Source organism: Hymenobacter canadensis, assembly GCF_027359925.1.
GTDB lineage: Bacteria > Bacteroidota > Bacteroidia > Cytophagales > Hymenobacteraceae > Hymenobacter > Hymenobacter canadensis.
The window spans coordinates 18388-42086 of the sequence record NZ_CP114769.1 but is presented as its reverse complement, the minus strand read 5'-3'; the positions used below and the strand labels follow the sequence as shown (position 1 = coordinate 42086).

At 54.9% G+C, this 23699-nt stretch carries 20 protein-coding genes; 16 read left to right on the top strand and 4 right to left on the bottom strand.

Annotated features, from left to right (window positions below; translation table 11 throughout):
- Positions 1 to 59: 59 nt before the first annotated feature.
- On the top strand, positions 60 to 236 hold the full coding sequence (locus tag O3303_RS21265; RefSeq protein ID WP_269562357.1) for an antitoxin VbhA family protein: 177 nt from the start codon (positions 60 to 62) through the stop codon (positions 234 to 236).
- Between the two features lie 700 nt (positions 237 to 936).
- A complete protein-coding gene (locus O3303_RS22070; protein ID WP_350356635.1) occupies positions 937 to 1602 on the top strand; it encodes a helix-turn-helix transcriptional regulator in 666 nt (221 codons plus the stop codon).
- 786 nt (positions 1603 to 2388) lie between these two features.
- Here O3303_RS22070 and O3303_RS21260 read toward each other — a convergent pair.
- Together O3303_RS21260 and O3303_RS21255 are read right to left on the bottom strand one after the other, a co-directional pair.
- Positions 2389 to 5274 carry a DEAD/DEAH box helicase gene (locus tag O3303_RS21260; protein WP_269562356.1) on the bottom strand — a complete coding sequence of 962 codons (2886 nt, stop codon included), beginning with the start codon at positions 5272 to 5274 and terminating at the stop codon, positions 2389 to 2391.
- A gap of 9 nt (positions 5275 to 5283) precedes the next feature.
- Positions 5284 to 5676 carry a (deoxy)nucleoside triphosphate pyrophosphohydrolase gene (locus O3303_RS21255; RefSeq protein WP_269562355.1) on the bottom strand — a complete coding sequence of 131 codons (393 nt, stop codon included), beginning with the start codon at positions 5674 to 5676 and terminating at the stop codon, positions 5284 to 5286.
- Between the two features lie 345 nt (positions 5677 to 6021).
- Between O3303_RS21255 and O3303_RS21250 the strand changes: the two genes are divergently transcribed.
- Together O3303_RS21250 and O3303_RS21245 are read left to right on the top strand one after the other, a co-directional pair.
- Positions 6022 to 6399, top strand: coding sequence for a hypothetical protein (locus O3303_RS21250; protein ID WP_269562354.1), 378 nt, complete (start codon positions 6022 to 6024; stop codon positions 6397 to 6399).
- A gap of 28 nt (positions 6400 to 6427) precedes the next feature.
- Positions 6428 to 6979 (top strand): IS630 family transposase, encoded by a 552-nt coding sequence (locus O3303_RS21245; protein WP_269562353.1) that lies wholly within the window; start codon positions 6428 to 6430, stop codon positions 6977 to 6979.
- Positions 6980 to 7165: 186 nt separating this feature from the next.
- Here the strand turns inward: O3303_RS21245 and O3303_RS21240 are convergent, their stop codons facing one another.
- Positions 7166 to 7531 (bottom strand): HIT family protein, encoded by a 366-nt coding sequence (locus O3303_RS21240; RefSeq protein WP_269562352.1) that lies wholly within the window; start codon positions 7529 to 7531, stop codon positions 7166 to 7168.
- 3 nt (positions 7532 to 7534) lie between these two features.
- The gene (locus O3303_RS21235) at positions 7535 to 8551 is read right to left on the bottom strand and encodes an HNH endonuclease family protein (RefSeq protein ID WP_269562351.1); all 1017 of its coding nucleotides are present in this window, start codon (positions 8549 to 8551) and stop codon (positions 7535 to 7537) included.
- 315 nt (positions 8552 to 8866) lie between these two features.
- Here O3303_RS21235 and O3303_RS21230 point away from each other — a divergent pair, with 315 nt between their 5' ends.
- The 12 genes from O3303_RS21230 to O3303_RS21175 all read left to right on the top strand — a co-directional run bounded on the left by O3303_RS21230 (position 8867) and on the right by O3303_RS21175 (position 23592).
- On the top strand, positions 8867 to 9064 hold the full coding sequence (locus O3303_RS21230; RefSeq protein WP_269562350.1) for a hypothetical protein: 198 nt from the start codon (positions 8867 to 8869) through the stop codon (positions 9062 to 9064).
- Between the two features lie 605 nt (positions 9065 to 9669).
- Positions 9670 to 12798 (top strand): BPTD_3080 family restriction endonuclease, encoded by a 3129-nt coding sequence (locus O3303_RS21225; protein WP_269562349.1) that lies wholly within the window; start codon positions 9670 to 9672, stop codon positions 12796 to 12798.
- A 124-nt stretch (positions 12799 to 12922) separates the two neighbouring features.
- Entirely contained in the window at positions 12923 to 15505 is a 2583-nt protein-coding gene (locus tag O3303_RS21220; protein ID WP_269562348.1) for a site-specific DNA-methyltransferase, read from the top strand.
- 18 nt (positions 15506 to 15523) lie between these two features.
- Positions 15524 to 16402: a DUF4747 family protein gene (locus tag O3303_RS21215; protein WP_269562347.1), complete on the top strand. Its 879-nt coding sequence runs from the start codon at positions 15524 to 15526 to the stop codon at positions 16400 to 16402.
- On the top strand, positions 16389 to 17012 hold the full coding sequence (locus O3303_RS21210; RefSeq protein ID WP_269562346.1) for a hypothetical protein: 624 nt from the start codon (positions 16389 to 16391) through the stop codon (positions 17010 to 17012). Before O3303_RS21215 ends, O3303_RS21210 begins: the two co-directional genes overlap by 14 nt.
- Positions 17013 to 17039: 27 nt before the next feature.
- Entirely contained in the window at positions 17040 to 18896 is a 1857-nt protein-coding gene (locus tag O3303_RS21205; RefSeq protein WP_269562345.1) for a DUF2075 domain-containing protein, read from the top strand.
- Positions 18897 to 19136: 240 nt separating this feature from the next.
- Positions 19137 to 21026 carry a DUF2075 domain-containing protein gene (locus tag O3303_RS21200; RefSeq protein ID WP_269562344.1) on the top strand — a complete coding sequence of 630 codons (1890 nt, stop codon included), beginning with the start codon at positions 19137 to 19139 and terminating at the stop codon, positions 21024 to 21026.
- Between the two features lie 61 nt (positions 21027 to 21087).
- The gene (locus O3303_RS21195) at positions 21088 to 21495 is read left to right on the top strand and encodes a hypothetical protein (protein ID WP_269562343.1); all 408 of its coding nucleotides are present in this window, start codon (positions 21088 to 21090) and stop codon (positions 21493 to 21495) included.
- 64 nt (positions 21496 to 21559) lie between these two features.
- Positions 21560 to 21946 carry a hypothetical protein gene (locus O3303_RS21190; RefSeq protein ID WP_269562342.1) on the top strand — a complete coding sequence of 129 codons (387 nt, stop codon included), beginning with the start codon at positions 21560 to 21562 and terminating at the stop codon, positions 21944 to 21946.
- A gap of 9 nt (positions 21947 to 21955) precedes the next feature.
- Positions 21956 to 22201 carry a DDE-type integrase/transposase/recombinase gene (locus tag O3303_RS21185; protein WP_286672174.1) on the top strand — a complete coding sequence of 82 codons (246 nt, stop codon included), beginning with the start codon at positions 21956 to 21958 and terminating at the stop codon, positions 22199 to 22201.
- The gene (locus O3303_RS21180; protein ID WP_269562340.1) at positions 22192 to 22392 is read left to right on the top strand and encodes an integrase core domain-containing protein; all 201 of its coding nucleotides are present in this window, start codon (positions 22192 to 22194) and stop codon (positions 22390 to 22392) included. Before O3303_RS21185 ends, O3303_RS21180 begins: the two co-directional genes overlap by 10 nt.
- Before the next feature lie 408 nt (positions 22393 to 22800).
- Positions 22801 to 23592 carry a hypothetical protein gene (locus tag O3303_RS21175; RefSeq protein WP_269562339.1) on the top strand — a complete coding sequence of 264 codons (792 nt, stop codon included), beginning with the start codon at positions 22801 to 22803 and terminating at the stop codon, positions 23590 to 23592.
- Positions 23593 to 23699: the final 107 nt, after the last annotated feature.

Below are 23699 nucleotides of genomic sequence, written 5' to 3'. Positions count from 1 at the left end.
AGCAGCTGGCTGCCCGTCAGGAGCGGGAGCGGCACGCCAACAACTCCATCGCCATCCTGATGAGCAACGGGCCCGCACCCAGCCCGGAAGCCCTCGCCATCATGCAGCAGCACGTGGACGGCGAGATCAGCATTGAGAAGGCCATTGTGCTCTCCGACGAGCTGCAGCTGCTGGCCCGCTATAAGCCGGCAGCTGGGTCCGCTACCTCCAAGGCTAACCCCGCGCGCTGCTGGTAGCCAGCGACCGATTCAGCGACGCAGGATTGGGTGTGGCTCAACAGGCTGGGTAATACCGACCCCCAGCAGTTAACCCAGGCCGAAATTAACTCCTCGCTGCTGCGCTTGCAGCGGCTCAACCCGCAGGGCGGCATTCCTGGCGGGCGTTACGACCACGCCCATCTCAAGCAGGTGTACCAGAAGTTATTCGAAGGCGTCTACCAGTGGACCGGCGAAACCTGGGCCGACCGGGAGTTTCAAGGGGACAAGCCTACCTCACCGGCTTCAAGCAGACGATGACCTATGCTCCCGACAAGGCGGTTCAGCTGAACAGAGAGTGGCCTTGGACTAAGACAGAATTACTAGCCCCAAGAACCGCAATCTTGCCCAATAGAGCTTGAGAGCAGGGGGGCAGCAATGATTATTTGCTTACCGATTGTACGGCCATAAAGACCTCTGCCGTGGTTGATATAGGGAATAAGGGCTTATAAAGCATATGGTAAACTCCACTTACCATGACAGAGCAGCGACAACCCCCAGAAAATAATATGCATGTATATTAATAATTAAACATATATTAGTTATATTGTATTCACTGATTTGCCCGCCAGCTTATTTAGCGTCGCGCTTTCTTGCCCTATTCTACCCTATTGCCCCCGTAGCAACTCCTGCTTAGAAGTTGCTTTGTAACCCTTTGTGCGTACTTACTTTCCCTGTGGCTATGTACCCTATGTTAGGTAACCGAGCGATACTGGTCGCGGCTCCCCCTTCTTTATTCCGCACAGGGTTGATAACTACTATTCGGGAAACGTGGCCTAGCTATTCCATGCGGGTTACGGCCGATAGCAGTCAGCTTCCTTTACTGGTTCAACAGCACCCACACGCGCTCCTTATCCTGGATTGTATTAAGGCAAGGGAAGCATTTGTATCGCTAACTCAGCTTAGGCAAACGCATCAGTCCTTGCCAGTCTTGGCCTTGTGTGGGCCACATGTATCGGCTACTTTGAGTCAACAGCTGCACCAAGCTGGAATAGGAGCTTGGCTGTCGTATACCTCGCCCCCGGCTACTGTCCGAGAAGTTGTCAAAAAGCTACTTCAGGACACTTACCCTAAAATAGGTACTGAGAGTAGACCCCCCAGACTTTTGCCACCGCCAACCCCGTTTACCCAGCGGGAGATAGAAATACTGCGTTTGGTTGTAGCGGATATGTGTAACCTTGAGATTGCCTCTCACCTCTGCCTTAGCGTTAGAACTGTGGAGAGTCACCGCCGCGCTTTATTGCAAAAAGCAGGCGCGAAGACGTTAGTGGGGCTGGTGGTACGTGCGATAACACAAGGGTGGGTAGGGAGTGAGATGATCACAGCAAGCGTGATGATCCAGGAATGATAGATAGGGCATATCCACATCTGCTGTTCATCATTTTTAAACTGCGCTAGACTACGCCAACTGAGAAATGGAAGGAGCGAAGTGTTTGTCGTTCATATCTCTGACACCCATAACCTGAGTGCTGGTTGGGACTTGTACCCTGGACGCAGCGGCCCCCTGCCAACAGTTACTCTCGTGCAGCAACCTGTGAAAGTTCGAGTGGATACCGGGTCGACTGGCAGTGTGTATAGCAGTCATCAGACTGCTACACACACTGCTGCTAATTCTGGCTTGTAGGACTGCCAGGCTAGGAGCTCTGGAACCGGTGGAGACGCTTTGGCAACCTCATCAGCAGTTTGCAGCCAAGCTCGCAGCTGCTCTTGATCCAGCTGCCGCTCCAGAGAATGGGGCAGCTAGCTGGATGTCGAATCGGAACCGTGCCAGCAATAGCTGGAAGTAAGGATCATATTGGCCGGCCGCCAGGTGTAGATAGAGGGTGATTTTTTCTTCCAAGTATTCCGAGGTGATACACTTCACAAAGTAGAAGTCCCGCCCGATTATAGCCCAGAGAAAATGAAGCTCAATAGTCTCGCCCACCAGCGGGACACGGGTCAGCTGACACCAGACCAGCTGGTTCTTAGGGTTTATGCTGAGCAAGCCTTGGCCGGTAGTCCGCTCGGCCCTAAGGAGTCAAGACCAACCTATGGCGAATTAAGGCGCTGAACTAACGGGTAGAGGCCAACAAGTAGGCCTGGTGAATGACGCCCTGCTTTGTACAGCCCCAAAGGTGAGGGTAACCCATTGCGCTTAGCTATCCGCTTGCGGAGCAGTTAAATAAGTGAAAATGCTTTGCTCCACTGGGTATTGCATGGTAAAGCGGATCTTAACAACGGGCTTTAACTCTCCTGTATCAGTGGAAATAGTATCCTCTTCGGCCGTATTAGGCTGCGGAGCAACGTCCCCCATGTAGTAGTGGTCATCTCCTTCCCCGTTGTGCTTTTTAATGAAGAGAGGGAGCCTCAAATGGTGCCCAGACTCCAGGATAGCCTTAACGTCCGCGCTGGTTTTGCGCCGGTTGGACTTAGACATCCATTTGAACTCGTGATTGTTAAGAAAGCTGTCCTCATAGTTAGTACTCTGAGCAATGTCTTCGGCTTTGTGGTAATTTACGAAGAGGGGACAGGCCCCGTCCTTAACTTTATAGCCATATACAGTCGCGCTTTCGTCTTTGTCCCAGTTTAAAATACGGCATACGTCGCGACGAGAGTATTTCTGGTAGAGGAAGAAGCCTTTGACAAAGGTGGATTGCGCGCAGTATTGGGCGTACCGAGCACGCGCAAACTGCAGCGCATCCTCGAGAAAAGTCTTAAAAACCGGGTTGTCTAGCAGTGTCAAAAAGGCTGGTGCCAGTCGGAGCAAACCGGTTTGTTCAGTCACCACCGCCTCAGGCCTTCGGCGAAAAGTAAAGTTCAGATTACTTACGCATGAGGCCAACGTTGCCGTGCTTACAGCTGGGCTACAATGTTGTGACACGTACGTTTGTACTTGCTCGAACGAGACGGATTGCTGATGCAGCAATAACTCCAAGATAATGACTTCCTCAATTCGTTTGGTGTTGGCCACATTTTCGGAAATCAACTCCAAGAGCTTGCTGGCGGAAGCGGAGAGCGAGCCCTGCAGCGACGTTTCCTGCAAAACGGCACAGTTGAAATAAGAGCCAAAATGTTGGACGTATTGGAAAGCATTGCGCGCGCCTTGGGTGAAGAAGTCCATCATCATGGGCGGATGACCCAATCGGAACTTAAGCAAGTTGTACTCCTTGATCAGGTCCCGGCGGCCATTTATGCTCGCCGAGTCAATGGCGTCGTAGATTTTCTGCTTGGCAATGGCATCGAAATTAACAGTTGACTCGCCAGGGACCATGCTGCTGCCGGCTGCCATTAGTTTGCGCAGCGTATCACGGTTATAGGACGTATCGCCAAATAGGGCGATGGGCACTAGGTAGTTATTGCGATAGTTGCCAATGAAATCAAGCACGGTGAGGTATTGCTTGCCAGGGGCTTTGCGCAGACCCCGCCCCAGTTGCTGCACGAAAACAATGGCTGATTGAGTAGGCCGCAGCATGATGATTTGGTTGAGGCCAGGGATGTCAATGCCTTCGTTTAAGATGTCGACGGTGAAAAGGTAGTCTAGCTTAACTGCTGTGTCCTCACTTTCGAGCCGGGCAATGGCACTCGCTCGATCAGCCTCACTGCTGGCACCACTTAAGACCAACGTGCGCCGGCCCCGCATATTAAAAGCCTCCGAAAGGGCATGGCACTCGTCCACAGTTCGGCAAAAAATTAAGCCTCGGATGCAGCCCGAGTCACTGCCATGAAAGGCGGCTCTTTCTAGAATATGATTGACGCGTTCTTCCGCAACCAGCAGTGAAAAGGCGGCATCTTCGTCAATCAGTTTATTGTCAACGCTCACGTCAGTCACCCCAAAATAGTGGAATGGGCAAAGCATTTGCTCTTCTAATGCGCGCTGCAGCCGGATTTCGTAAGCAATGTTGTAATCGAACTGCTGGAAGATGTCAAAGCCATCAGTTCGCTCTGGGGTGGCCGTCATTCCCAGCAGGAATCTAGGCTTGAAATGGTCGAGGATCGTCTGGTAGCTGGCTGCACCGGAGCGGTGGGTTTCGTCGATGACGATATAATCAAAATGCTCTGCGCCAAAGGCCGACAAGTGTTGCGGCAAGGCCATGGTTTGAACGGTGCAGAACAGAAAATCAGCGGCAAGCTCTCGTGTGGCGCCTGAGTAGAGACCCATTGTGCGACTGGTGCCAAAAACCTGCTGGAAGGTCTTCATGGCGGCCTTGGCAATCGTTGCGCGATGAACGATGAACAGAAACTTGGTCGGGTTAACCTGCTGCACATCAAAGGCGGACAAGTAGGTTTTACCCGTGCCAGTTGCCGAAATCAGTAGGGCTTTGTTCTTGTGGGCAGTGCGCAAAGCGGCCAGGTTAGCCAAAGCCTCCCGTTGCATGGTATTAGGCACTATCGTCTGATCGCTAAGGGCGGCCAGTTTTTGATTCAGTTTTCCTCGCAGGCTGGCTTGGGCGCGGTAAGTCTGCTCATACCTGGCAATGAAAGCATCGTCAACAGCAGTAGCCTCATCGAATGCTTGCTCAAAGGTGCTAAGCACGTCCAGCATCAAGTGGCTGTCGGCCGTAGCCGATACCTGTAAATTCCACTCCTTGTTAAGCTGCAGGGCACTGGAAGTTAAATTGCTACTGCCAATGAACAAGGTGTAGCCTACAGGCTTTTTGAACAGATATCCCTTAGCGTGAAATGACCCGGTGGTAGCTATTTTGAGAGTGATATTCTCAAATTGCAAGAGCTTGCGCAGCGCTTCCGGTTGGGTGAAATCATTGTATTGGGAAACCAAAATGCGGCCCCTTACGCCCTTTTGACGCAGCACCTGTAGCGTATTTAAAAGGGTAATGACCCCACTAGAAGTAGCGAAGGCAACGGAGAACCAAAATTCCTCGCATTGGTGCAACTCTAGCTCAAGGGCACTAAGTACAGTCTTGCCCTGCGCTTTGTCGTTGACGAGCAGTTGAGGAAGGAGCGCATCAAGGGCGGGGGCAGTAGCATCAATAAATCCTTTGTAAAGACTAGCCGATAAGTCAGTAGCGAACGTAGCGAGCATTGTAACGACTTATTGGGCAACTAGCTTAGCTACGAAAGGGATGTCAGCTGCCGCCCAATCTAGCGTAGGCAATTGGGGAGCGGGCAGCCACTGATAAGCAACGTGTTCATGCAACGTGAGCTGAGCCTTGCCTGCTTGGCAGAGGAAGGCGTGCATGGTGATTTTGAAGTCGGCGTATTCGTGCTCAACCGTCATGAAGTGCTCGCCTACTTGAATGTCGAGCTCTAGCTCTTCTTTGATCTCTCGAACCAAGGCTTGCTGCTGGGTCTCGCCAGCTTCTACCTTACCGCCTGGAAACTCATATTTGTAGGCGATGTACTCGTATTTGCTGGGCCCACGCTGCAGGCATAGGATCTGGGGGCCATCAACAATAATGGCAGCAACAACTTCGTGGTGTTTCATGAATACGGTGGCTCAGGTTATAGCGCATGTTCGCTACTCCCGGCGCTAGTGCGGAGGAGGCTGATATGAGGAAGCAAAGAACAGAATTCTTCCAATATGGCAGAGGGACGGAGACTGGAATTGACGCTTCCGCAACGATGGGCAACGAGGTTTTTGCTTTGTCACGGGCCCTTTCTGCGGCGGAAACCACTCGTAACGGGCTGGGCTTGTGGGAAAGGTTTAGCGGATGATGAAAGCCAACAGTGCTCGGCGAGTATAGCTGGCCGTTATGGCACGCAAGGCGGATTATATAGCGGATTAGTGAACGGTGTAGCTGGTTTTGCGGCCCTTTCGTAAGCAACTGGTATGCAAGCCTATTCCTTGGATTTGCGCCAGCGCATTGCGCAGGCGTGTGCGCTGCCAGGTGCCCGGCAGGTGCAGGTAGCCGCCCGTTTTTGCGTGAGCGTGGCTTTTGTGGGCAAGCTCGTGCGTCGCCAACGACAGACCGGCACCGTGGCCGCGCTGCCAGGCCGGGGCGGGCGCACGCGCTACCTGGACGCGGTGGCACAGGCCTGGCTCGTGGCGCGGATCGAACAGGAGCCCGACCTGACGCTGGCCGAGTTGCGCACGGCCTGGGTGGCGGCCGGTGGCCGGCCGGTGTGTTTGCCCGTGCTCTGGCGCGTGCTCGACGAGCACGGGCTGCGGCGCAAAAAAAAGTCTGCACGCCACGGAGCGGGAGAGTGAGCGAGTGCATGCGCTGCGCGGGCAGCATGTGGAACTGGTGGCAGCGCGTGCCGACGTGCACCGCTTTCATTTTTTGGATGAGACGGGCCTGCGCCTAGACTACACCCGTCGCTATGGCCGGGCCCGGGGTGGTCGGCGCGTCGGTGGGGCCGTACCGCTGCGCCGGGGCCGCTCGCTGACCTTGATCGGTGCCCTGTCCGTGCGGGGGCTCCACGGGGTACAACTGCTGGAAGGGGCACTCAACCACCGCAGTTTTGCCTTCTATATCGTCCGCATCCTGACCCCGCAGTTGCGCCGCGGGGATGTGCTCGTGCTCGATAACCTGCGCGTCCATCATCTGACGGGGCTGCGGGAGTGGTTGGGCAAACGGGGCGTCGAGCTGTTGTTTCTGCCGCCCTATTCGCCCGACTTTACGCCCGTTGAGCAAGCCTGGAGTAAGCTCAAAACCCGGTTGCGACAAGCCCAGGCCCGCAGCTGGCAAGCCCTGAAAGAAGCCGTGCAGGACGCCATCGACTGGATCAGCAGCGACGATGCCAGGGCCTGGTTCAATCACTGCGGCTATCACGTACACCGTTCATGAATCCGCTATATCTGCAACTAAAGACTGATCTGGTAGCCTGGTGCCACCAATAAGTAAAGCAAGGTATTGTCTGCCGGCTGCAGTATATGCGTGTGTTGCGGTCTGGCGGCCGAGCAGTTCGGTCTAGGAGAATGAGGGGGAATTCCTTGGCGCCAGGCAAAGAAATAGCATGCGCAAATAGGCAAGTTAATAATAGCCTTTCCCCGCAATGCAGTGACGTACTCCGCCGCGCGGATCGGTCATATCCCCTGCGTAGCGCGGGATCAAATGACAATGAAAGTGCGGCACAGTTTGCCCCGCGGCTGGTCCGCAGTTCATGCCTAGGTTATAGCCGTCGGGCTGAAAATCCTGCTCAACAAACTGCTTAGCTTTAGCAAGAACCAGTGGTAAATGCTGCTGCTCTTCCTGCGTTAAGGCAAAGTAATCCGCGCGCACGGCGTTGGAGATGATGAGCAAATGCCCGGGCGAGACGGGAAAGCCGTCCCGAATAATGAAAAATAGCTCGTCTTGATACAGAATGCGAGTAGGGGGCAGTTGCAGAAAAATGCTCATAAGCTAAAAGCTACCCGGGAGTTCCACGATGGGTTGCCACTGGTGAATGGAATAATCCAGCGCCAGCTGGTAGTGGCGCTGTAGAAAGTGGCGTCGTTTCTCGCGCGTAGCGCCTGTTTGGTTGATGATTGTCTCTGCTAGGGGGTGTTTGCTCTCAATAAAAAATTCGTTGCGCTGGTAGAGCCGCTGTAGGTATTTTAGTGCTGGCACTCGAGCACTTTTGTGCCCGTTAGTAGTCCGGTCGGCTAGCACTAGATTCCACACGCCGTTGATATTGGCCGGCAAGTGAGCCTGCTTATTGAGGTGAGGCAGGAAATGGTCTACGGTACACAGTTGCGCTGAGCCTGCAACAATGCTAATGTCTTGGAAGCTGTAGAAACACTTGCCCTTCTGGTAACCATTCAACGCATCTCGCACGGAGGTAATGTCCACCCGGCGCATCAAATCGCGCTCGATAAAAAACATGCTGGCTGCTTCATCATACTGCACCTCAAGCAGGTTGGGATTAATCTTCAGATTCCAGGCTGTCTCAACTAGTCGCCAGCGAGCTTCAGCTTCTTGAGGCAGGATTTGGAAGTGAAACGATTCTTTCAGGCGCAGGAAGTGATCGGTAAGTGTCAGTTGCAGCTTGCCGTGCACGCGGTGCTGCTCATAAAAAGGATGCGGAATGATGCCCCCGTTAACGACTTGAAAGGCGTCTAACACATTGACGAAGCCTAGCTGCTCTGTTTGCTGTAAAAGTTGCTCCTGAGAAACTTCCCCAGCTATATGCTGTCGGCAGGCGGTGAGAAATTTGCTGGTAGCGGCGCTGCCTTGCTTGTCGTGCTGCTGAAGGTGCTCAATCAGGTGTCGTGCAAAGGGCTGCGCAAGATCCGAAAGAGTAACTGCTGAAGTTTCGCGTTCGGCCAGTTCCAGCAGGGTTTTAGCAAACGCGAATTTGTAAGTAGCGGAGTTCTTTCCAAATAAGATTAAAGATCGCCATTGCGATTCCAGCGAAGGGTCATTGACTTGATACTGCATAGGGAAAAGATAGTGGTATACTTTGTTTGTACCGGGCCAATTACTTGATCGTTCTTACAAGTAATACTGTGCTTGTTAGGTAGGCAAGCAAAGCAAACGCAATTAGGGAGTGAAGAATCGTATAGATACAAGGGACTTAGCAAGCAAACTGGTTTTACGGCCTGTTGCCTAAATGATGGATGCAGGAGTTTGTAGCGATATAGTGGGCAATGATGGAAGCGAAATGCAGCCTCCTTCAGAGGCTGGCAAAACGTATGTTTCAGCAGCCCTTTGAAGGGCGGAAGGCGGGCTTTCGCCAAGCTCTAGCAGGACTTCATGCTGTTGATGTACTTAGGTGCTCACTACGAATTTGTCTTGGCGGTGACGGACGCGAAAGTAGCAGTAAAAGCTCACGTTCACGAGCCCGTCATAGCCGCTCCAGCCGTCGGCATGAAACATCGTGGTAACGTCTATTTTGAGGAGGATGCTAGCTTCAAGGTCTTTTTCGAGCAATCCGGGGCGATTTTGGTGTAGACTTGCTCACCGCGATTCCACAAGCCAGAGACGATGGGTTTGGCACTTGCGCCGCGCCCGCGTTTGCTGCGCACCGGCCGTGGGCCGAAGTAGCCCTCGTCGAGTTCTAGGACCCAGTTCAAGTCGGTCGGTACCGGGCCAGGCACCAGCTCTGCAAAAGACGGCGCGGACGCTGCAACTAGGCCTTAGCTGAACGGTTTCGCGCAAGCCCGTGAGCCGAATTGTGTCCGACGCCGTCAAATCTAGCGCAAACAGGCGCAGCAGGTAACGGGATTTAGCCTCCGATCATTTTTACGCACCTGTAGGATCGGTCAGCAGGCTGTAGTAGCAGGAGTTACGCCACCTCTTCACTGACTTTGCTGTCTGGACCCATACATACTAGCTAGAGAGCCATCAATCTTCAGTGAGTCAGCCAATCTATCGCATTGGCCAACACAGTACAAGTCCACGATTCTCACGTACCCTTCGGCAGTTAAGCTAAACCAGCACATAATCAGAGACTAACTGTATTTGTGGACTGAAAACAACATGGTATACCCCGGACTATTCTTGTCGAGTAGGTGTCAATCTGCTACCTTACTACCCCTTTTTCGCTATGCTTCCCTATGTCCGTCGAATCCTCTGCTACCCCACCCGTCGATAACCCCATCCTCAACAACCCTTACGACGAGCCCCGCAAAGCCTACCAGATGGCGCCTGACAGCAGCCTCGACTACAGCGTCATCAAGTCCGGCCGCCGTCCCTACACCCCCGACGCCCAGGTGCTGCCCAAGAAAGTCGGCAAGCAGAAGGAGCTCTACGACGTCTCCGACCTGCCTGCCACCCAGGACCACCTCATCAACCGCCTCCGCAAGGAGGTCGGCCAGTGGCGTGCCGACGGCTACCCCAACACCACCCGCGTCACCAAGGAGCTGCTTTTGTTCTGGTTCGAAAATAAGGAGCGCCTCGTCACCCAGTGCCTGTTCTTTGCCCAGCGCGAAGCCCTCGAAACGGCCGTCTGGCTCAACGAGGTAGCCCCCGCCCGCGCCGAGAACCGCGGCACCAGCATCCTCGCCGAGCTGGCCACCGCCTGGCAGGTCAGCGACGGTGCCGACTTCAACCTGCCCCGCCTGGCATTTAAAATGGCCACCGGCACCGGCAAGACGGTCGTCATGGCCATGCTCACGCTCTACCACTACTTCAACCGCCAGGAGTACCGCCAGGACACCCGCTTCGCCGACTACTTCCTCTTCGTCACCCCCGGCGTCACCATCCGCGACCGGCTCGGGGTGCTCTACGTCGACACCCAGGCCACTACGGCCAATGACGCCAAGGACTACTACCGCCAACGCGGCCTCGTGCCGCCCCACCTGCATCAGCGCCTCGCTGGCCTCAACGCCCGCCTCGTCCTCACCAACTACCACGCCTTCGAGCCCAAGCAGCTCCAGGGCAACAAGCGCAGCCCCTTCGACGGCAAGAAGGACCCCGTCACCGGCCTCAAGGTGGAGGCCAAGGAAGACTTCGGCCAGGTGATCCGCCGCCTGCTGGGCTCCTTCCGCCCCGGCAGCCGCCTGCTCGTGCTCAACGACGAGGCCCACCACTGCTATCTGCCCAAGGCCAAGAAAGCCGTTAAGGCCGAGGACGGCACCGACATCAAGCAGGAAAACGAGCGGGCTGCCGTCTGGTACCGTGGCCTCGTCGAAATCGGCCGCCGCTTCAAGCTCCAGCAGGTCTACGACCTTTCCGCCACGCCCTACTACCTGAGCGGCTCCGGCTACACACCCTACAGCCTTTTCGGCTGGGTCTGCTCCGACTTCGGCCTCATCGAGGCCATCGAGAGCGGCCTCGTCAAGATTCCTTACCTGCCCGAGGGCGACGACACCCAGGACCTGCAGGAAGCCAAGCTGCGCGACATCTACGCCCACGTCAAGCACGAGCTGCCCAAGCGGGGCTCCCGCACCCAGAAGCTGGAAGGCAAGCCCGAGCTGCCCACCCTGGTCAAGACGGCCCTCCACCAGTTCTACGAGCACTACGAGAAGGAATACCACCGCCTCGGCGGCCTCTTCTCCACGCCCCCGGTGCTTATCCTGGTCTGCAATAACACCAACGTCTCCTCCGAGGTGTTCAAGTACATTGCCGGCTACGAAACGGCCACGGCCGACGGCGAGCCACTCATCATGCCGGGCCAGTTCGAGCTGCTCACCAACTTCGACCGCCACACCCGTCTGCCCCGCCAGAAGCCGCCTACCCTCATCATCGACTCCAGCGCCCTCGACAACTCCGACCAAGTCGACGAGCAGTTCAAGCGCGTGTTCGGCCCCGAGATTGAGCGCTTCAAGCAGGATTACCGCATCATGCATCCCGGCCGCTCCGTCGAAAACCTCACCGACGGCGACCTGCTGCGCGAGGTGGTCAACACGGTCGGCAAAACCGGCTCCCTGGGCTCCCACGTCCGCTGCGTGGTCAGCGTGAGCATGCTCACCGAGGGCTGGGACGCCAACACTGTCACCCACATCATGGGCCTGCGCGCCTTCGGCTCCCAGCTGCTCTGCGAACAGGTGGCCGGCCGCGCCCTGCGTCGTCAATCCTACAACCTCGTCGGCTACGACAAGGAGGGCCAGCCCACCAAGGACAAGCGCCGCATCGTCGAGTACAAGTTCCCGCCCGAGTACGCCCACATCATCGGCGTGCCGTTCAAGCTCTTCCGCAAAGGCGCCATCATGCCCCCTGAGCCGCCTAAGCCCCTTACCCAGGTGCACGCGCTGCCCGACCGCCGGGCCGAATTCGAGATTCTCTTCCCCATGGTGGAGGGCTACCGCCTCGAAACCGGCGGCGACGTGCTGCGCGTTGACTTCTCGGCCGTCGAGCCCTTCCCTATCGAGGGCCACAAGCTGCCCACCCGCACCCGCATGGGGTCGGCCTTCACCGAAACCGAGCAGGAGCTCAACCTCGACAACGTCCGGCAGGTGCGCCTCCAGCAGCTCGAGTACCACTACGCCCGTCAGTTGTTGGCCAGCAAGCTTGCCGACTCCAACGGTCAGCCCCGCACCTACTGGTTCGGCCCCGTGCGTCAGGCGGTAGGGGAGTGGCTTCGCACCCGCGTCAACTGCCTCGGCGGTGCCTTCCCCGGCATGCTCCTCTTCCATGACGACAAGGCTGTCGTCGAGCACATCGGCCGCGGCATCTGGACCGAGCCCCGCTCCACCGATCAGATCCGCCCCGTCTTCTCCCACTACAACGACAAGGTGGGCACCACCTCCCGGGTGCGCGGCGCCACTAGCCGCGAAGTGTACCCCACCACCAAAAGTCACGTCAACTACGTGGTCATGGACAGCGAGTGGGAAGGCATTGCCGCCAAGGAGCTCGAAAGACTGGAGGAGATGACCGAGGTCGAAGCCTACGTCAAAAACGACTTCATGGGCTTCAGCATCCCCTACGTCAGCCAGGCCAAGGAACGCCGCTACTTCCCCGACTTCATCGTGCGCTGCCGCCTCTCCACCGGCCAGCGGGTCAACGTCGTGCTCGAAATCAGCGGCATGGCCGAAGCCAAAACCGACAAGCGCTGGTACGTCACCGAGCGCTGGCTCCCGGCCGTCAACAACGTCGCCCCCCAGCTCGGCCTCGACCCCTGGCACTTCCTCGAAATCGCCAACGACATCCGCAACATCCGCCCCCAGCTCCAGGCCTTCCTCCAGGACCTGGAAGTCCAGTACGCGGCCAACCCGGTCCCCGTCGTCGCCCAACCCGTCAGCTAATCCATTCCTCTCAGTTCACTATCACCATCCCCCCGTCCCAGCCTACGTCGCGGCTCCAAGCCGCAAGTCGTCAGGCTCCCCCTCTCCCCAAGCAGAGGGGGCCGGGGGGTGAGGTCCCCCTACCATGTCCGACAATCTATTCATCCGCTCCACCACCCACTCCGATACCCGCGCCCACATTCCCTCCCAGGAGGAAGCCGGCTACGAGAAGGGAAATGCTAAAGTCCAGCCCAATCAGCAGACCGACCTGCCCCTCAACCCCGTCACCACCCGGGGCCAGGACCCCGAGCTGTTCTGGCTCAACAAATACGGCAAGGACGGCCGCCAAGAGCGCCTCTCCATCGATATCCGCTCCCTCTACCGCCACGAGCACATTGTGCCTGAGAATCTCATTAAAGGGCTCTACCGCACTGCCGCGCCCGCCTCGGGCCAGATGAGCCTCAATGCCCTATTTGGCAACGCCTTAGACCGTGAAGAACTAAACAAAACAAGCGAGTACTATCAGCACCCGCCCGATGGCTGGACCAACCGTCTCATCCAGGGCGACTCAGAGCTGGTCATGGCTTCCCTGCTGGAGCGGGAAGGCATGGCCGGCACCGTGCAGTGTATCTACTTCGATCCGCCTTACGGCATCAAGTATGGCTCCAACTGGCAGATGCGGCTGAATAACCTGGATGTGAAAGATGGTAAGGATGATAATCTTAGTGGGGAGCCAGAGCAGATCAAGGCATTCCGTGATACTTGGGAGTTAGGCATTCATAGTTACCTCACTTATTTACGTGAACGGCTTCTGTTAGCCAAAGAATTGCTCAATGAGAGCGGATCATGTTTTGTGCAGATATCGGATGAGAACGTGCATTTAGTGCGCAATCTGATGGATGAGGTTTTTGGTAGTGAGAATTTCTTCACACAAATAGCAGTAAAGAAAACGGCGGCTCAAACAGATGACGTCATATCCTCCTCTATAGACTATATAATTTGGTACGCAAAAAACAAAGCAACTGTAAAAGCACGTGCTTTATATTCAACCAAAGAGTTTGGAGGAGATTATGCGAAGCAGTACAGATCTATTGAAATGCCTGATGGCACCCGGCGTAAATTAAAACCTGGAGAAGATCTACCCGAATATGCCAGAGCGTTTAGAGCGGATAACCTGACCTCAAGTCACGAATATTCTCTTGGTAAACTTCCTTACGTTATGAATGGCGTAAGCTACTCGCCAGGAGCAAGATATTGGTCAACTAGTCCTAATGGGTTAGCCAAGCTTGAATCGAAGAGGCGTTTAGTTGCTGTAGGCAACACTCTCAGTTATGTTAGATTTTTAGATGATTTCCCTGCTGTCCCCTTGCTTAACGTTTGGACAGATACCGGCACTGGGGGGTACGGTGACGAGAAATATTATGTAGTTCAAACTACTACTAAGGTTATTCAGCGTTGCATACTGATGACAACCGATCCAGGGGATTTGGTTCTGGATCCTACTTGTGGCAGTGGCACTTCGGCTTATGTTGCTGAGCAGTGGGGACGTCGCTGGATTACAATAGATACTTCTCGTATTGCGCTTAACATCGCTAAGTCACGGCTCATTACAGCTGTATTTCCAGCTTACAAGCGAATAGCTGAAAGTGATATACGTCAGGGCTTTGTGTACAAGAAGATTTCTCGAATTACTATGAGAAGTCTTGCTAATGATGAGCCTGCTGAGGAGCAAACTCTCTACGACCAGCCCGAAATTGATAAGTCAAAGGTTCGTGTAGCTGGTCCCTTTACAGTCGAAACTCTCCAAGGACTAGATCCAATAGCGCCAGCCGCAGCCAATACAGCTGCTGCCGCTACGGATTCCGAGGACCGTTTCGAGGAGCGCATCTACGACCACCTCCGCTCCGCCGGCATCAAGAACGGCGACGCCACCGAGCGGGCCGTCTTCCGCCGCGTCGAGGCTATTGCCTCCAGTGGCTACCTCCACGCCGAGGGCTTCTATGAGGCCGAAGGCGGTGAGAAGAAGGCCTACCTCCACATCGGCCCCAAGTTCGGCGCCGTCAGCCGTCAGGCCCTCAACGGTGCCATCAAAGAGTGCCGTATGCGCGGTGATGCCGACTGGCTCGTCATCCTCGGCTTCCAGTTCGATACCGACGTTCAGGGTGGCCAGCAGTCCACGAGCATGGGTGCCTTCCGCGTCGACATCGTCCGCATGCACGACGACCTCATGCAGGCTGGCCTTATCAAAAACGACAAGAAAGCCGCCTCCTTCGTCACCATCGGCGAGCCCGACATCGCCCTCATCGATGCCACCGGCCAGGAAATCACCAAGCCCCAGCCCGGCCAGGAAGTCCGCGTCGAAGTCCGCGGCATGGACCTCTATGACCCCATCCGCGACGAAGTAAAAGCCCGCAACATCAACGACATCGCCTACTGGATGGTCGACGACGACTACGACGGCTCCAACTTCGTGGTCCAGCAGGTCTTCTTCTGCGGCGGCGACCAGGACGAGTTCAGCAAGTGGAAACGCGGCATCTCCGACCTCGCCAAGCTCAGCACCAAGAAACGCGCCGAGCACACCCTCCGCATCGAGCTAGACGAAGAAGCCTTCGACGAACTCTACGGCTTCCAGTCCCGCGCCATCAAACTCACCCGCAAAGGCCAGCAAATCGCCGTCCGCGTCATCAGCCAGTTCGGCGAAGAATCCACCCAGGTGGTGAAAATTTAATATTAACGAATTACTTCAATGGCCAAAAGATCTTCTTCTGTTCGCACTTCATTCAATATCATAAACATTAAACTGCGCCAGCCAGATGCGAGAGAGAGCACGACTCAGGAAAACGCGGATATGATAATGGCGTTGTACAACAAAAAAATTAAAGTAAAAATAAACTCTACAACAGGAATAATCATAAGAAGGTGTTTTAGAACAACTTTCGGCAACAAAGAAGTTATTGTAGGATATCTATCAAGATTCACTCCAGTAGAGGGACAAGAGTGGATAGATCTTGAAAATCCAGATTCTGATGCAGCCACTTTAGCTGCACCTAAAAATGCAGCACCAGGCCTGCGTGATACAGTGTTCTACTTTATTCCCTCAATTCACAGATTATCACTGATTAGAGGCAGTAATACTTTGACGCCACAGTTCGTGGCAACATTTTTTGTGAAAGCAATTTCTAAACTCCTGGGTTCAAATCAGGCAGTAGATGTAGAAGTATTAACATCTAAGAATTATATCGAAGAACTTAAGGAAGCTTCCGCAGTAACTAGACTCGAAATAGAAATATCATATACAAATAATGACTTTAATTTCGACTCATTGATTGACGACGAATTAAAAAACGCAGGTATTGGAAAATTGAAACTTGTTGCAACAGCAGACACTACAGGTAGTATTGATATTGAAAAGAGTAAGTTAATTGAACAGGCTCTTAAACTTGCAATTGGAAATGGGTCAATCGCGGCTACTGTTAAACCACAAATAGGAGCACGGAGAAAAAAGATCGATATTGATGAGCACCAAAGGGTAGAAACAGTTGTTTCAGAAATACCTGCAGATCAAGCAAGAGATGTGGCAGCTTTCATGATCAACGAATTTAGTAATAGCAATGGAGAATCTTGATTTAAATAAAATTAAGAAACAACATGGTACAGGTTTAGGTAATCTGTGGAAACTATATCCTAAAAGCAAACTGTACAAAGGTGGGCGGTGGCCCTTAATATTGGCCTTGGTACTCAATATTGGATTTGCTTTCAGCAAAACTAATATCGTAATCCATCTGGCTGAAATTGCAAATATTGCAACGTCAATATATCCAAGCTTGCTTGGATTTCTATTAGGCGGATATACAATATTTATCGGTTTCGGCAATAAAGATTTGCTCTTAAAGACAACTAAGTATGTGGAAGGTGAGGAAATAAGTTTCTTTCAAGCACTGAGTATGCTTTTTGGATTAAGCATATTATTGCATGCATTAACATTGATATGTGCAATTTTCATTAAGCTCTCTTTGACTATTAACTTAAATGTTTCACTAGAGACGGCGTTATTATTGTTTTCTGTAGTAAATTACATAGCTACTTTCTTGATATTATTTATGTTGTTTTATTCTTTATGCGTTATTAAAGATGTTGTTGTAAATATTTTTGGCTTTTCACAATTGTACCACCAAGTGCTATTTATCGAGAGGGTCAAGAAAGAGTCAGATCATCAACAAGGTGCCAATGATTAATTCAGTTTTGAGTAATTCCTCAGTTATATGATCGTATACCAAAAAACTAAGTCCGAATTCCTCGACGACGTTCTATCCAACAACGTCGAAGAAATCATCCAGGACTTGGTTCTGAAGAAGCTGGGCCGCAAAACCGGCCAACCGGAAATCAACTCCTGGCGCAACTCCATGATGTATATGGACAAGGTGCTCAGCGACGCCCAGATTCCAGCCGACAGCGGCGTGAGCATCGAGTACCAGTTGCCCCACGCCGGCATGCGTATTGACTTCGTACTCACCGGCCAGGACGAGCACGGCACCGATAAGGCCATTATCATCGAGCTCAAGCAGTGGTCCGAATCCACCGCCACCGACAAGGACGGCGTGGTCTCCACCTATCTGGGCAAAGGGCTGCAGGAAGTTAACCACCCGTCCTACCAGGCCTGGTCCTACGCGGCCTACCTCGACGGCTTTAACGAAACGGTCTATACCGACGGGATCCAGCTACTACCCTGCGCTTACCTCCACAACCACCCCGACAACGGCGTGCTCACCAGCGGCCACTACGCCGACTACGTGGCCAAGGCCCCGCTCTTCCTCAAGAGTGACGCCCTGAAGCTGCGCGAGTTCATCCGCCAGCATGTCAAGCACGGCGACAAGTCGGGCATCATGTACCGCATCGACGGCGGCCGCATCCGCCCCTCCAAGCAGCTCGCCGATTCCCTCGCTTCCATGATGAAGGGCAACCAGGAGTTCATCCTCCTCGACGAGCAGAAGGTGGTCTACGAAACGGCCCGCAAGCTGGCCGCCAAGTCCCGCGACGAGAAGAAGCACGTGCTCATCGTCCACGGTGGCCCCGGCACGGGCAAGACCGTGGTGGCCATCAACCTGCTGGTGAACCTCACCAAGCAAGGTCTCGTGGCCAAGTACGTGAGCAAGAACTCGGCCCCCCGGGCTGTGTACAAGAGCAAGCTCACCGGCTCCATGCGCCGCACCGTGTTCGACTCCCTGTTCGTCGGCTCCGGCGTCTTCACCCAGACACCCGAAAACACCTTCGACGCCCTCATCGTCGATGAGGCCCACCGCCTCAACGAGAAGTCCGGTCTGTTCAGCAACCTTGGCATCAGCCAGCCCCTGGAAGTCATCCGCTCCAGCCGCTTCAGCGTGTTCTTCCTCGACGAAGACCAGCGCATTGCCGTCCAAGACGTGGGCAGCGAGGAGGAGATCCGCAAGTGGGCCGACAAGGAAGGCGCCGAAGTTCACGTCCTCAACTTAGTCTCGCAGTTCCGCTGCAACGGCTCCGACGCTTACATGGCCTGGCTCGACAACGTGCTCGACATCCGCGAAACCGCCAACCCCAGCCTCGACGCCACCGACTACGACTTCCGCGTGGTCGATACCCCTGACGAGCTGCAACAGCTCATCTACGAAAAGAATAAAGAGCGCAACCGGGCCCGCATGGTGGCCGGCTACTGCTGGGATTGGGCCAGCAAGAAGGACGCCAAAGCCTTCGACTTCAACCTGAGCCCCACCTTTCAGCACAAGTGGAACCTGACCGACGACGGCGGCCTCTGGATGATGAAGCCCGACTCGGTCACCGAAATCGGCTGCATCCACACCAGCCAGGGCCTCGAACTCGACTACATCGGCGTCATCATCGGCCCCGACCTGCTCGTGCGCGACGGCGAAGTCGTCACCAACGCCCTGGCCCGCGCCAGCGCCGACAAAACCGTCCAGGGTAAAAAGCAATTGGTTAAATCCCCCGAAGGCCGCGCCCAGCTCGACCTCATCATCAAGAACACCTACCGCACCCTCATGACCCGCGCCATGAAGGGCTGCTACGTCTACTGCACCGACCCCGAAACCGCCGCCTACCTCCGCCACCGCATCAAAAACTCCGCCTAGGTAGGGTAGGGCCAAAGGCGGGATGCAGCAGTGATAGGGTAGCCCGTCATGCTGAGCTTGCCGAAGCATCTCTACCGCTTCGTTGAAAGCAACCACTGCTTCGATCTGCGGGAACAGCCAAGGCAGCCCTTAGCCAGAAGCAAACAATCCACCTATCATCAGGCTGCTCCTTTCTCCCTGGAGAGGGGGCCGGGGATGAGGCCCAGCGCCAGCACGACACCCTACTACCATGTTCCCACAATGCGCCTCTACGCCGGCTCCTCTACCGACTTCATCACCGCCACCGCCCACAATGCAATTGTGGGCCAGCTGAAATCCGCCTTTTTCGACTACTACCGCACCGAGCCCCAGCCCAACGAAGTTACTTCCTGGCATAACTCCCTGCGCAGCGTCAGCCAGGTATTCCAGCAGGCCGGCCTGCTCGACCACGGCGTCCTGCTCGAGTACCAGCTCCCGCTAACCTCCAAACGGCTCGACTGCCTCATCTGCGGCCACGATGACCAGCAGCAGCGCCAGGCCGTCATCATTGAGCTCAAGCAGTGGTCCGAGGTCCAGCCTTCTGCCGGCCCCCAGGAGGTGGTCACCTGGCTAGGTGGTCAGCTCTCCGACGTGCTCCACCCCTCGGCGCAGGTGGGCCAGTACCGCCAGTACCTGGCCGACGTCCACACGGCCTTCAACGCCGATGAAGAGCCCATCCAGCTGCACGCCTGCGCCTACCTGCACAACTACACTTTCACCGCTACCGACGCCCTGCTCGAGCCCAAGTTCACCGAGCTAGTCCAGGAGAGTCCCATCTACGGCCAGCAGCAGGCCGCTGAGCTGGGCGCCTACCTGCAGCAACACCTCGCCGGCGGCAACGGCCAGCCCGTATTGCAGCGCATCGACGCCGGCCGCTACCAGCCCAGCAAGAAGCTGCTGGAGCACGTTGGCGACATCATGCGCCAGAAAAGCCGCTACACCCTGCTCGACGACCAGCTCCTGGTCTACGACCGGGTCCGCACGGCCGTCCTGGAGGCTCAGCAGCACGATACCAAAACAGCCGTCCTGGTCAAAGGCGGCCCCGGTACCGGTAAGTCCGTTATTGCCCTTCACCTGCTCCACGACCTGCTCCGCCAGGAAGTCAAGGCCCACTACGCCACTGGCTCAAAGGCCTTCACCGAAAACCTGCGCGACCAGTTCGGCCGCCGTAGCACCGGCTTCTTCACCTACTTCAACGCCTACGGCCGCGCCATCCCCAACTCCCTCGACGTGGTCATCTGCGACGAGGCCCACCGCATCCGCAGCTCAAGCAACACCCGCTTCACTAAGCCCGAGCACCAGAGCACCCTGCCCCAGGTCGAGGAGCTGCTGCAGGTGGCCAAGGTGTCGGTCTTTTTCATCGACGACCACCAGCGCGTCCGCCCCGGCGAAATCGGCTCCTACGACACCCTCAAACAGGCGGCCCAGGACCAGGGCGTTACCATTGCCGAGTTCAGGCTCGAAGCCCAGTTCCGCTGTAGCGGCTCCGCCGGCTTCATCAACTGGCTCGACAACACCCTGGGCATCCAGCGCACCGCCAACGTCCTTTGGAACCCGCAGCAAGGCTACGACTTCCAGATCCTGGATTCCCCCGTCCTGATGGAGCAGATGCTCGAGCAGCGGCGCCAACAGGGCCACACCGCCCGCACCGTCGCCGGCTTCTGCTGGCCCTGGTCCGACCCATTGCCCGACGGCCGGTTGGTCAGCAACGTCATCATCGAAACCGACCAGTTCAGCTACTTCCGCCCCTGGAATGCCAAGGACAACGCCGGCCGCCTCGCGCCCGGCATCCCCAAAACCTCCCTCTGGGCTACCGACCCCGGCGGCGTCAACCAGGTTGGCTGCATCTACACGGCCCAGGGCTTCGAGTTTGACTATGTGGGCGTCATCGTCGGCCCGGACCTGCGCTACCGCCAGAGTGAAGGAGGCTGGGTAGCCAACAAAGTTGGTTCTTCCGATACCGCCATCAACAACTACCGTCTCTCTCCGCAAGAGGCTCTTGAGTACCTGCGCAATACCTACAAAGTCCTCATGACCCGCGGCATTCAGGGCTGCTACGTCTACTTCACCGACGACGAAACCCGCCGCTTCTTCCAAAGCCGCATGGAGTAAAGTAATCTGCCAAAATCACAGTGTCTCGTCCGGCAATAGCTATACATTACTCAGTTGATGTATGCTTACACCGAAGCAGGCTCCGCGCAGGAGCAGGAATTCCCATTATGCAATTTCTGTTCGCCAAGAATCCGTCCGGCTGGTCGAGTCGGGCTGGTCGCAACAGGCCGTGCGGCAGCAATTCGGCCTGGGCCATTTGGCACTGCTGGCGTGGCTCCAGTGCTACGGCACGGCCGTATACGCGCAGATGCGCCGCAAGCAATTCACCGCTGTCCAGAAGCAGCACATTGCCCAGGAGTTACTCGACGGGCGCATTAGAGAAGACGAGGCCTTGTTCAAATATGAGTTGCCCCTGAAAAAGACCTTGCGCCAGTGGGTGGCCGCGTACCGGGCCAGCGAGTCGGGGCGACTCACGGCCGAGGCGGATCCGCCCGCCGATGCCAGTGCCCCGTTGGCTGCGCAGCTGTAGCAGGCGCAGTGGCAAATTGAAGCACTACACATGCTCATCTACCAGGCGGAGGTAACCTGTAAGATTGACATCCGAAAAAGGCTGGTGCCAAGCCATCGAAATAATGCGCCGGAAGTACCCGCACGTAGGCGTGGGGGTGCTCTGTGGGCTGTTTGGCAAGACTCGAAACGCATTTTATGACCATCAACGCTGGCCCACGGCCCAAGCCCTGCTCGACGGCCTGGTACTGGCTCTGGTCGCTGACATTCGTGCGGACATGCCCCGCCTGGGCACGCGCAAGCAGTATTTGCCCAGGCGGGGCCGGGACTACCTGTTCACTCTGCTGGCTGGCCACGGCCTACTCATCCGCCGCCTCAAACGGCGCGTGGTGACCACGCAGACGTGCTTGCCTTTATTTCGGCGTCCAATCCTGATTGAACACCTGACAGTGCACCAAGCCGAACAGGTTTGAGTTAGCGACATCACCTACGTGCGTGTGCTAAGCGATTGGAGCTACCTGAGTCTGATGACCGATCTGTATTCGCACAAAATCGTAGGCGCCTGCATGCACCCGGACCTGCTGCTGCGTGGCCAGCGTGCCGCGCTGCAGCAGGCGCTGGCCGCCCGTACGCAGCCTCATCGGCCACTGATTTACCACTCCGACCAGGGCTTGCAATACGTGACCCGCGAGTATGTGGGCCTGCTGAAACCCATGGCGTGGCCCTGAGCATGACCCAGCACGGCGACCCGTACGAAAATGCCGTGGCCGAACGGGTCAACGGCATCCTGAAAGACGAATTCGGCTTGGGCACTACGCTGCCCGATTTTGCGCAGGCCGACGCGCTGGTAGTCCAGGCGGTGCAGGCTTACAACGAGTTGCGTCCACAGGGCAGCTGCGACTCATTTCCAATTGTATAGCTATTGCCGGACGACACATCCCAGGAGACATTCTCTGACCTATCAATACACGATCCAGGCAGAAACTAGTGATAGTAAATGATTTTGGCCTTTAATCAGCTTACTAATAGGGACAAGGTGCTAGCAACCTGAATTGGGAGTGAGTGATGACAGCGTATGTGGATCTCGATTTTCAGCGCATAAAAAGCATCTACGACTAATAATGCTTAGCAGGTGTTTACTATAAGGGCCTTATAAAATTCAGTGCTGGCACTGATGCTGCATAGGTATGTGTAGATTAAATTGGTATTTCCCTGTTAAAATGCGTGGTATGACGTTTCGTTGTAGGTTAAAAGTGCAGTTTTTACGCCTAGCGTAACCACCCAATTTCTTTTCACCGAAAACCCCAGCTATAGTATAGCGGATGCCATGGATAATGTTGAGCAAGGAAAGGTAGTAGAGATTAGCGACAATGAAACCCTAACGCCAAAAAATGATGAGTCAATATATAAATGGCAGGTTAAACTATTGCCATTTATTATACGAATGCTCGTTGGCTTCTCAATGGTATTCTTCATAGGGAGTTTTATACAACTTTATTATCTACATGCAAGAATTAATAATAGCCCAGCTTTTACCTTGGGAAACACTTTTAATCAGCTAGCAGAAATAAAAAGTCAATCTCACCAAACTAATCAGGATTTAATTGCAGCAACTAGGTGGCAAACCCTATCAGTTTTGGAAGCATCTGCATTGCAACGACGATACCATCAAGCTAATGTACTGCTGATGTCTCGGGTTTGGATAACCTACTTAGGATTTGTAACTGGAATGATACTCGCGCTGGTCGGAGCTGTATTTGTGCTTGGGAAATTCAGGGAAACAACGACGAAAGGCGCAATTGATACTTCGGGAGCAAAAGTTTCTTTTGAATCAGCATCACCTGGGCTCATACTGGCCGGTCTTGGGACATTACTAATGTTTACAACTATGATTACTCATTATGATATAGAAGTTAAAGATGGCCCTTCTTATATAGATCAGTGGGGAACCTACTCTAAGGTTACTTTAAGCCAGCCTGAACAGTCGAAGCCAGAAAAATTGCCTCCTAATTCCGGCTTCAGTGCTGGTAAAGACGATGAAATACTCGATACCACGAACGTTAGCGCAGATTCAGCACTAATGGGCACGAAAAAAAGAGCCGCCGGCCAAGGAGAGTAGTATCACTGTAAATGTGCAAAAGACAAAGCGGTGAAAATGAAAACACTTACTACTGGTATAACTATCTTGTGGCTCTGCTTCGGATGCACATTAACAGCATTTGGTCA

Bases quoted from the DNA above. Each gene is read 5' to 3' on its own strand.
- O3303_RS21265 (WP_269562357.1), top strand. From the start codon at position 60: ATGAGCAACGGGCCCGCACCCAGCCCGGAAGCCCTCGCCATCATGCAG.
- O3303_RS22070 (WP_350356635.1), top strand. From the start codon at position 937: ATGTACCCTATGTTAGGTAACCGAGCGATACTGGTCGCGGCTCCCCCT.
- O3303_RS21260 (WP_269562356.1), bottom strand. From the start codon at position 5,274: ATGCTCGCTACGTTCGCTACTGACTTATCGGCTAGTCTTTACAAAGGA.
- O3303_RS21255 (WP_269562355.1), bottom strand. From the start codon at position 5,676: ATGAAACACCACGAAGTTGTTGCTGCCATTATTGTTGATGGCCCCCAG.
- O3303_RS21250 (WP_269562354.1), top strand. From the start codon at position 6,022: ATGCAAGCCTATTCCTTGGATTTGCGCCAGCGCATTGCGCAGGCGTGT.
- O3303_RS21240 (WP_269562352.1), bottom strand. From the start codon at position 7,531: ATGAGCATTTTTCTGCAACTGCCCCCTACTCGCATTCTGTATCAAGAC.
- O3303_RS21235 (WP_269562351.1), bottom strand. From the start codon at position 8,551: ATGCAGTATCAAGTCAATGACCCTTCGCTGGAATCGCAATGGCGATCT.
- O3303_RS21230 (WP_269562350.1), top strand. From the start codon at position 8,867: ATGCTGTTGATGTACTTAGGTGCTCACTACGAATTTGTCTTGGCGGTG.
- O3303_RS21225 (WP_269562349.1), top strand. From the start codon at position 9,670: ATGTCCGTCGAATCCTCTGCTACCCCACCCGTCGATAACCCCATCCTC.
- O3303_RS21220 (WP_269562348.1), top strand. From the start codon at position 12,923: ATGTCCGACAATCTATTCATCCGCTCCACCACCCACTCCGATACCCGC.
- O3303_RS21215 (WP_269562347.1), top strand. From the start codon at position 15,524: ATGGCCAAAAGATCTTCTTCTGTTCGCACTTCATTCAATATCATAAAC.
- O3303_RS21210 (WP_269562346.1), top strand. From the start codon at position 16,389: ATGGAGAATCTTGATTTAAATAAAATTAAGAAACAACATGGTACAGGT.
- O3303_RS21205 (WP_269562345.1), top strand. From the start codon at position 17,040: ATGATCGTATACCAAAAAACTAAGTCCGAATTCCTCGACGACGTTCTA.
- O3303_RS21200 (WP_269562344.1), top strand. From the start codon at position 19,137: ATGCGCCTCTACGCCGGCTCCTCTACCGACTTCATCACCGCCACCGCC.
- O3303_RS21195 (WP_269562343.1), top strand. From the start codon at position 21,088: ATGCTTACACCGAAGCAGGCTCCGCGCAGGAGCAGGAATTCCCATTAT.
- O3303_RS21175 (WP_269562339.1), top strand. From the start codon at position 22,801: ATGGATAATGTTGAGCAAGGAAAGGTAGTAGAGATTAGCGACAATGAA.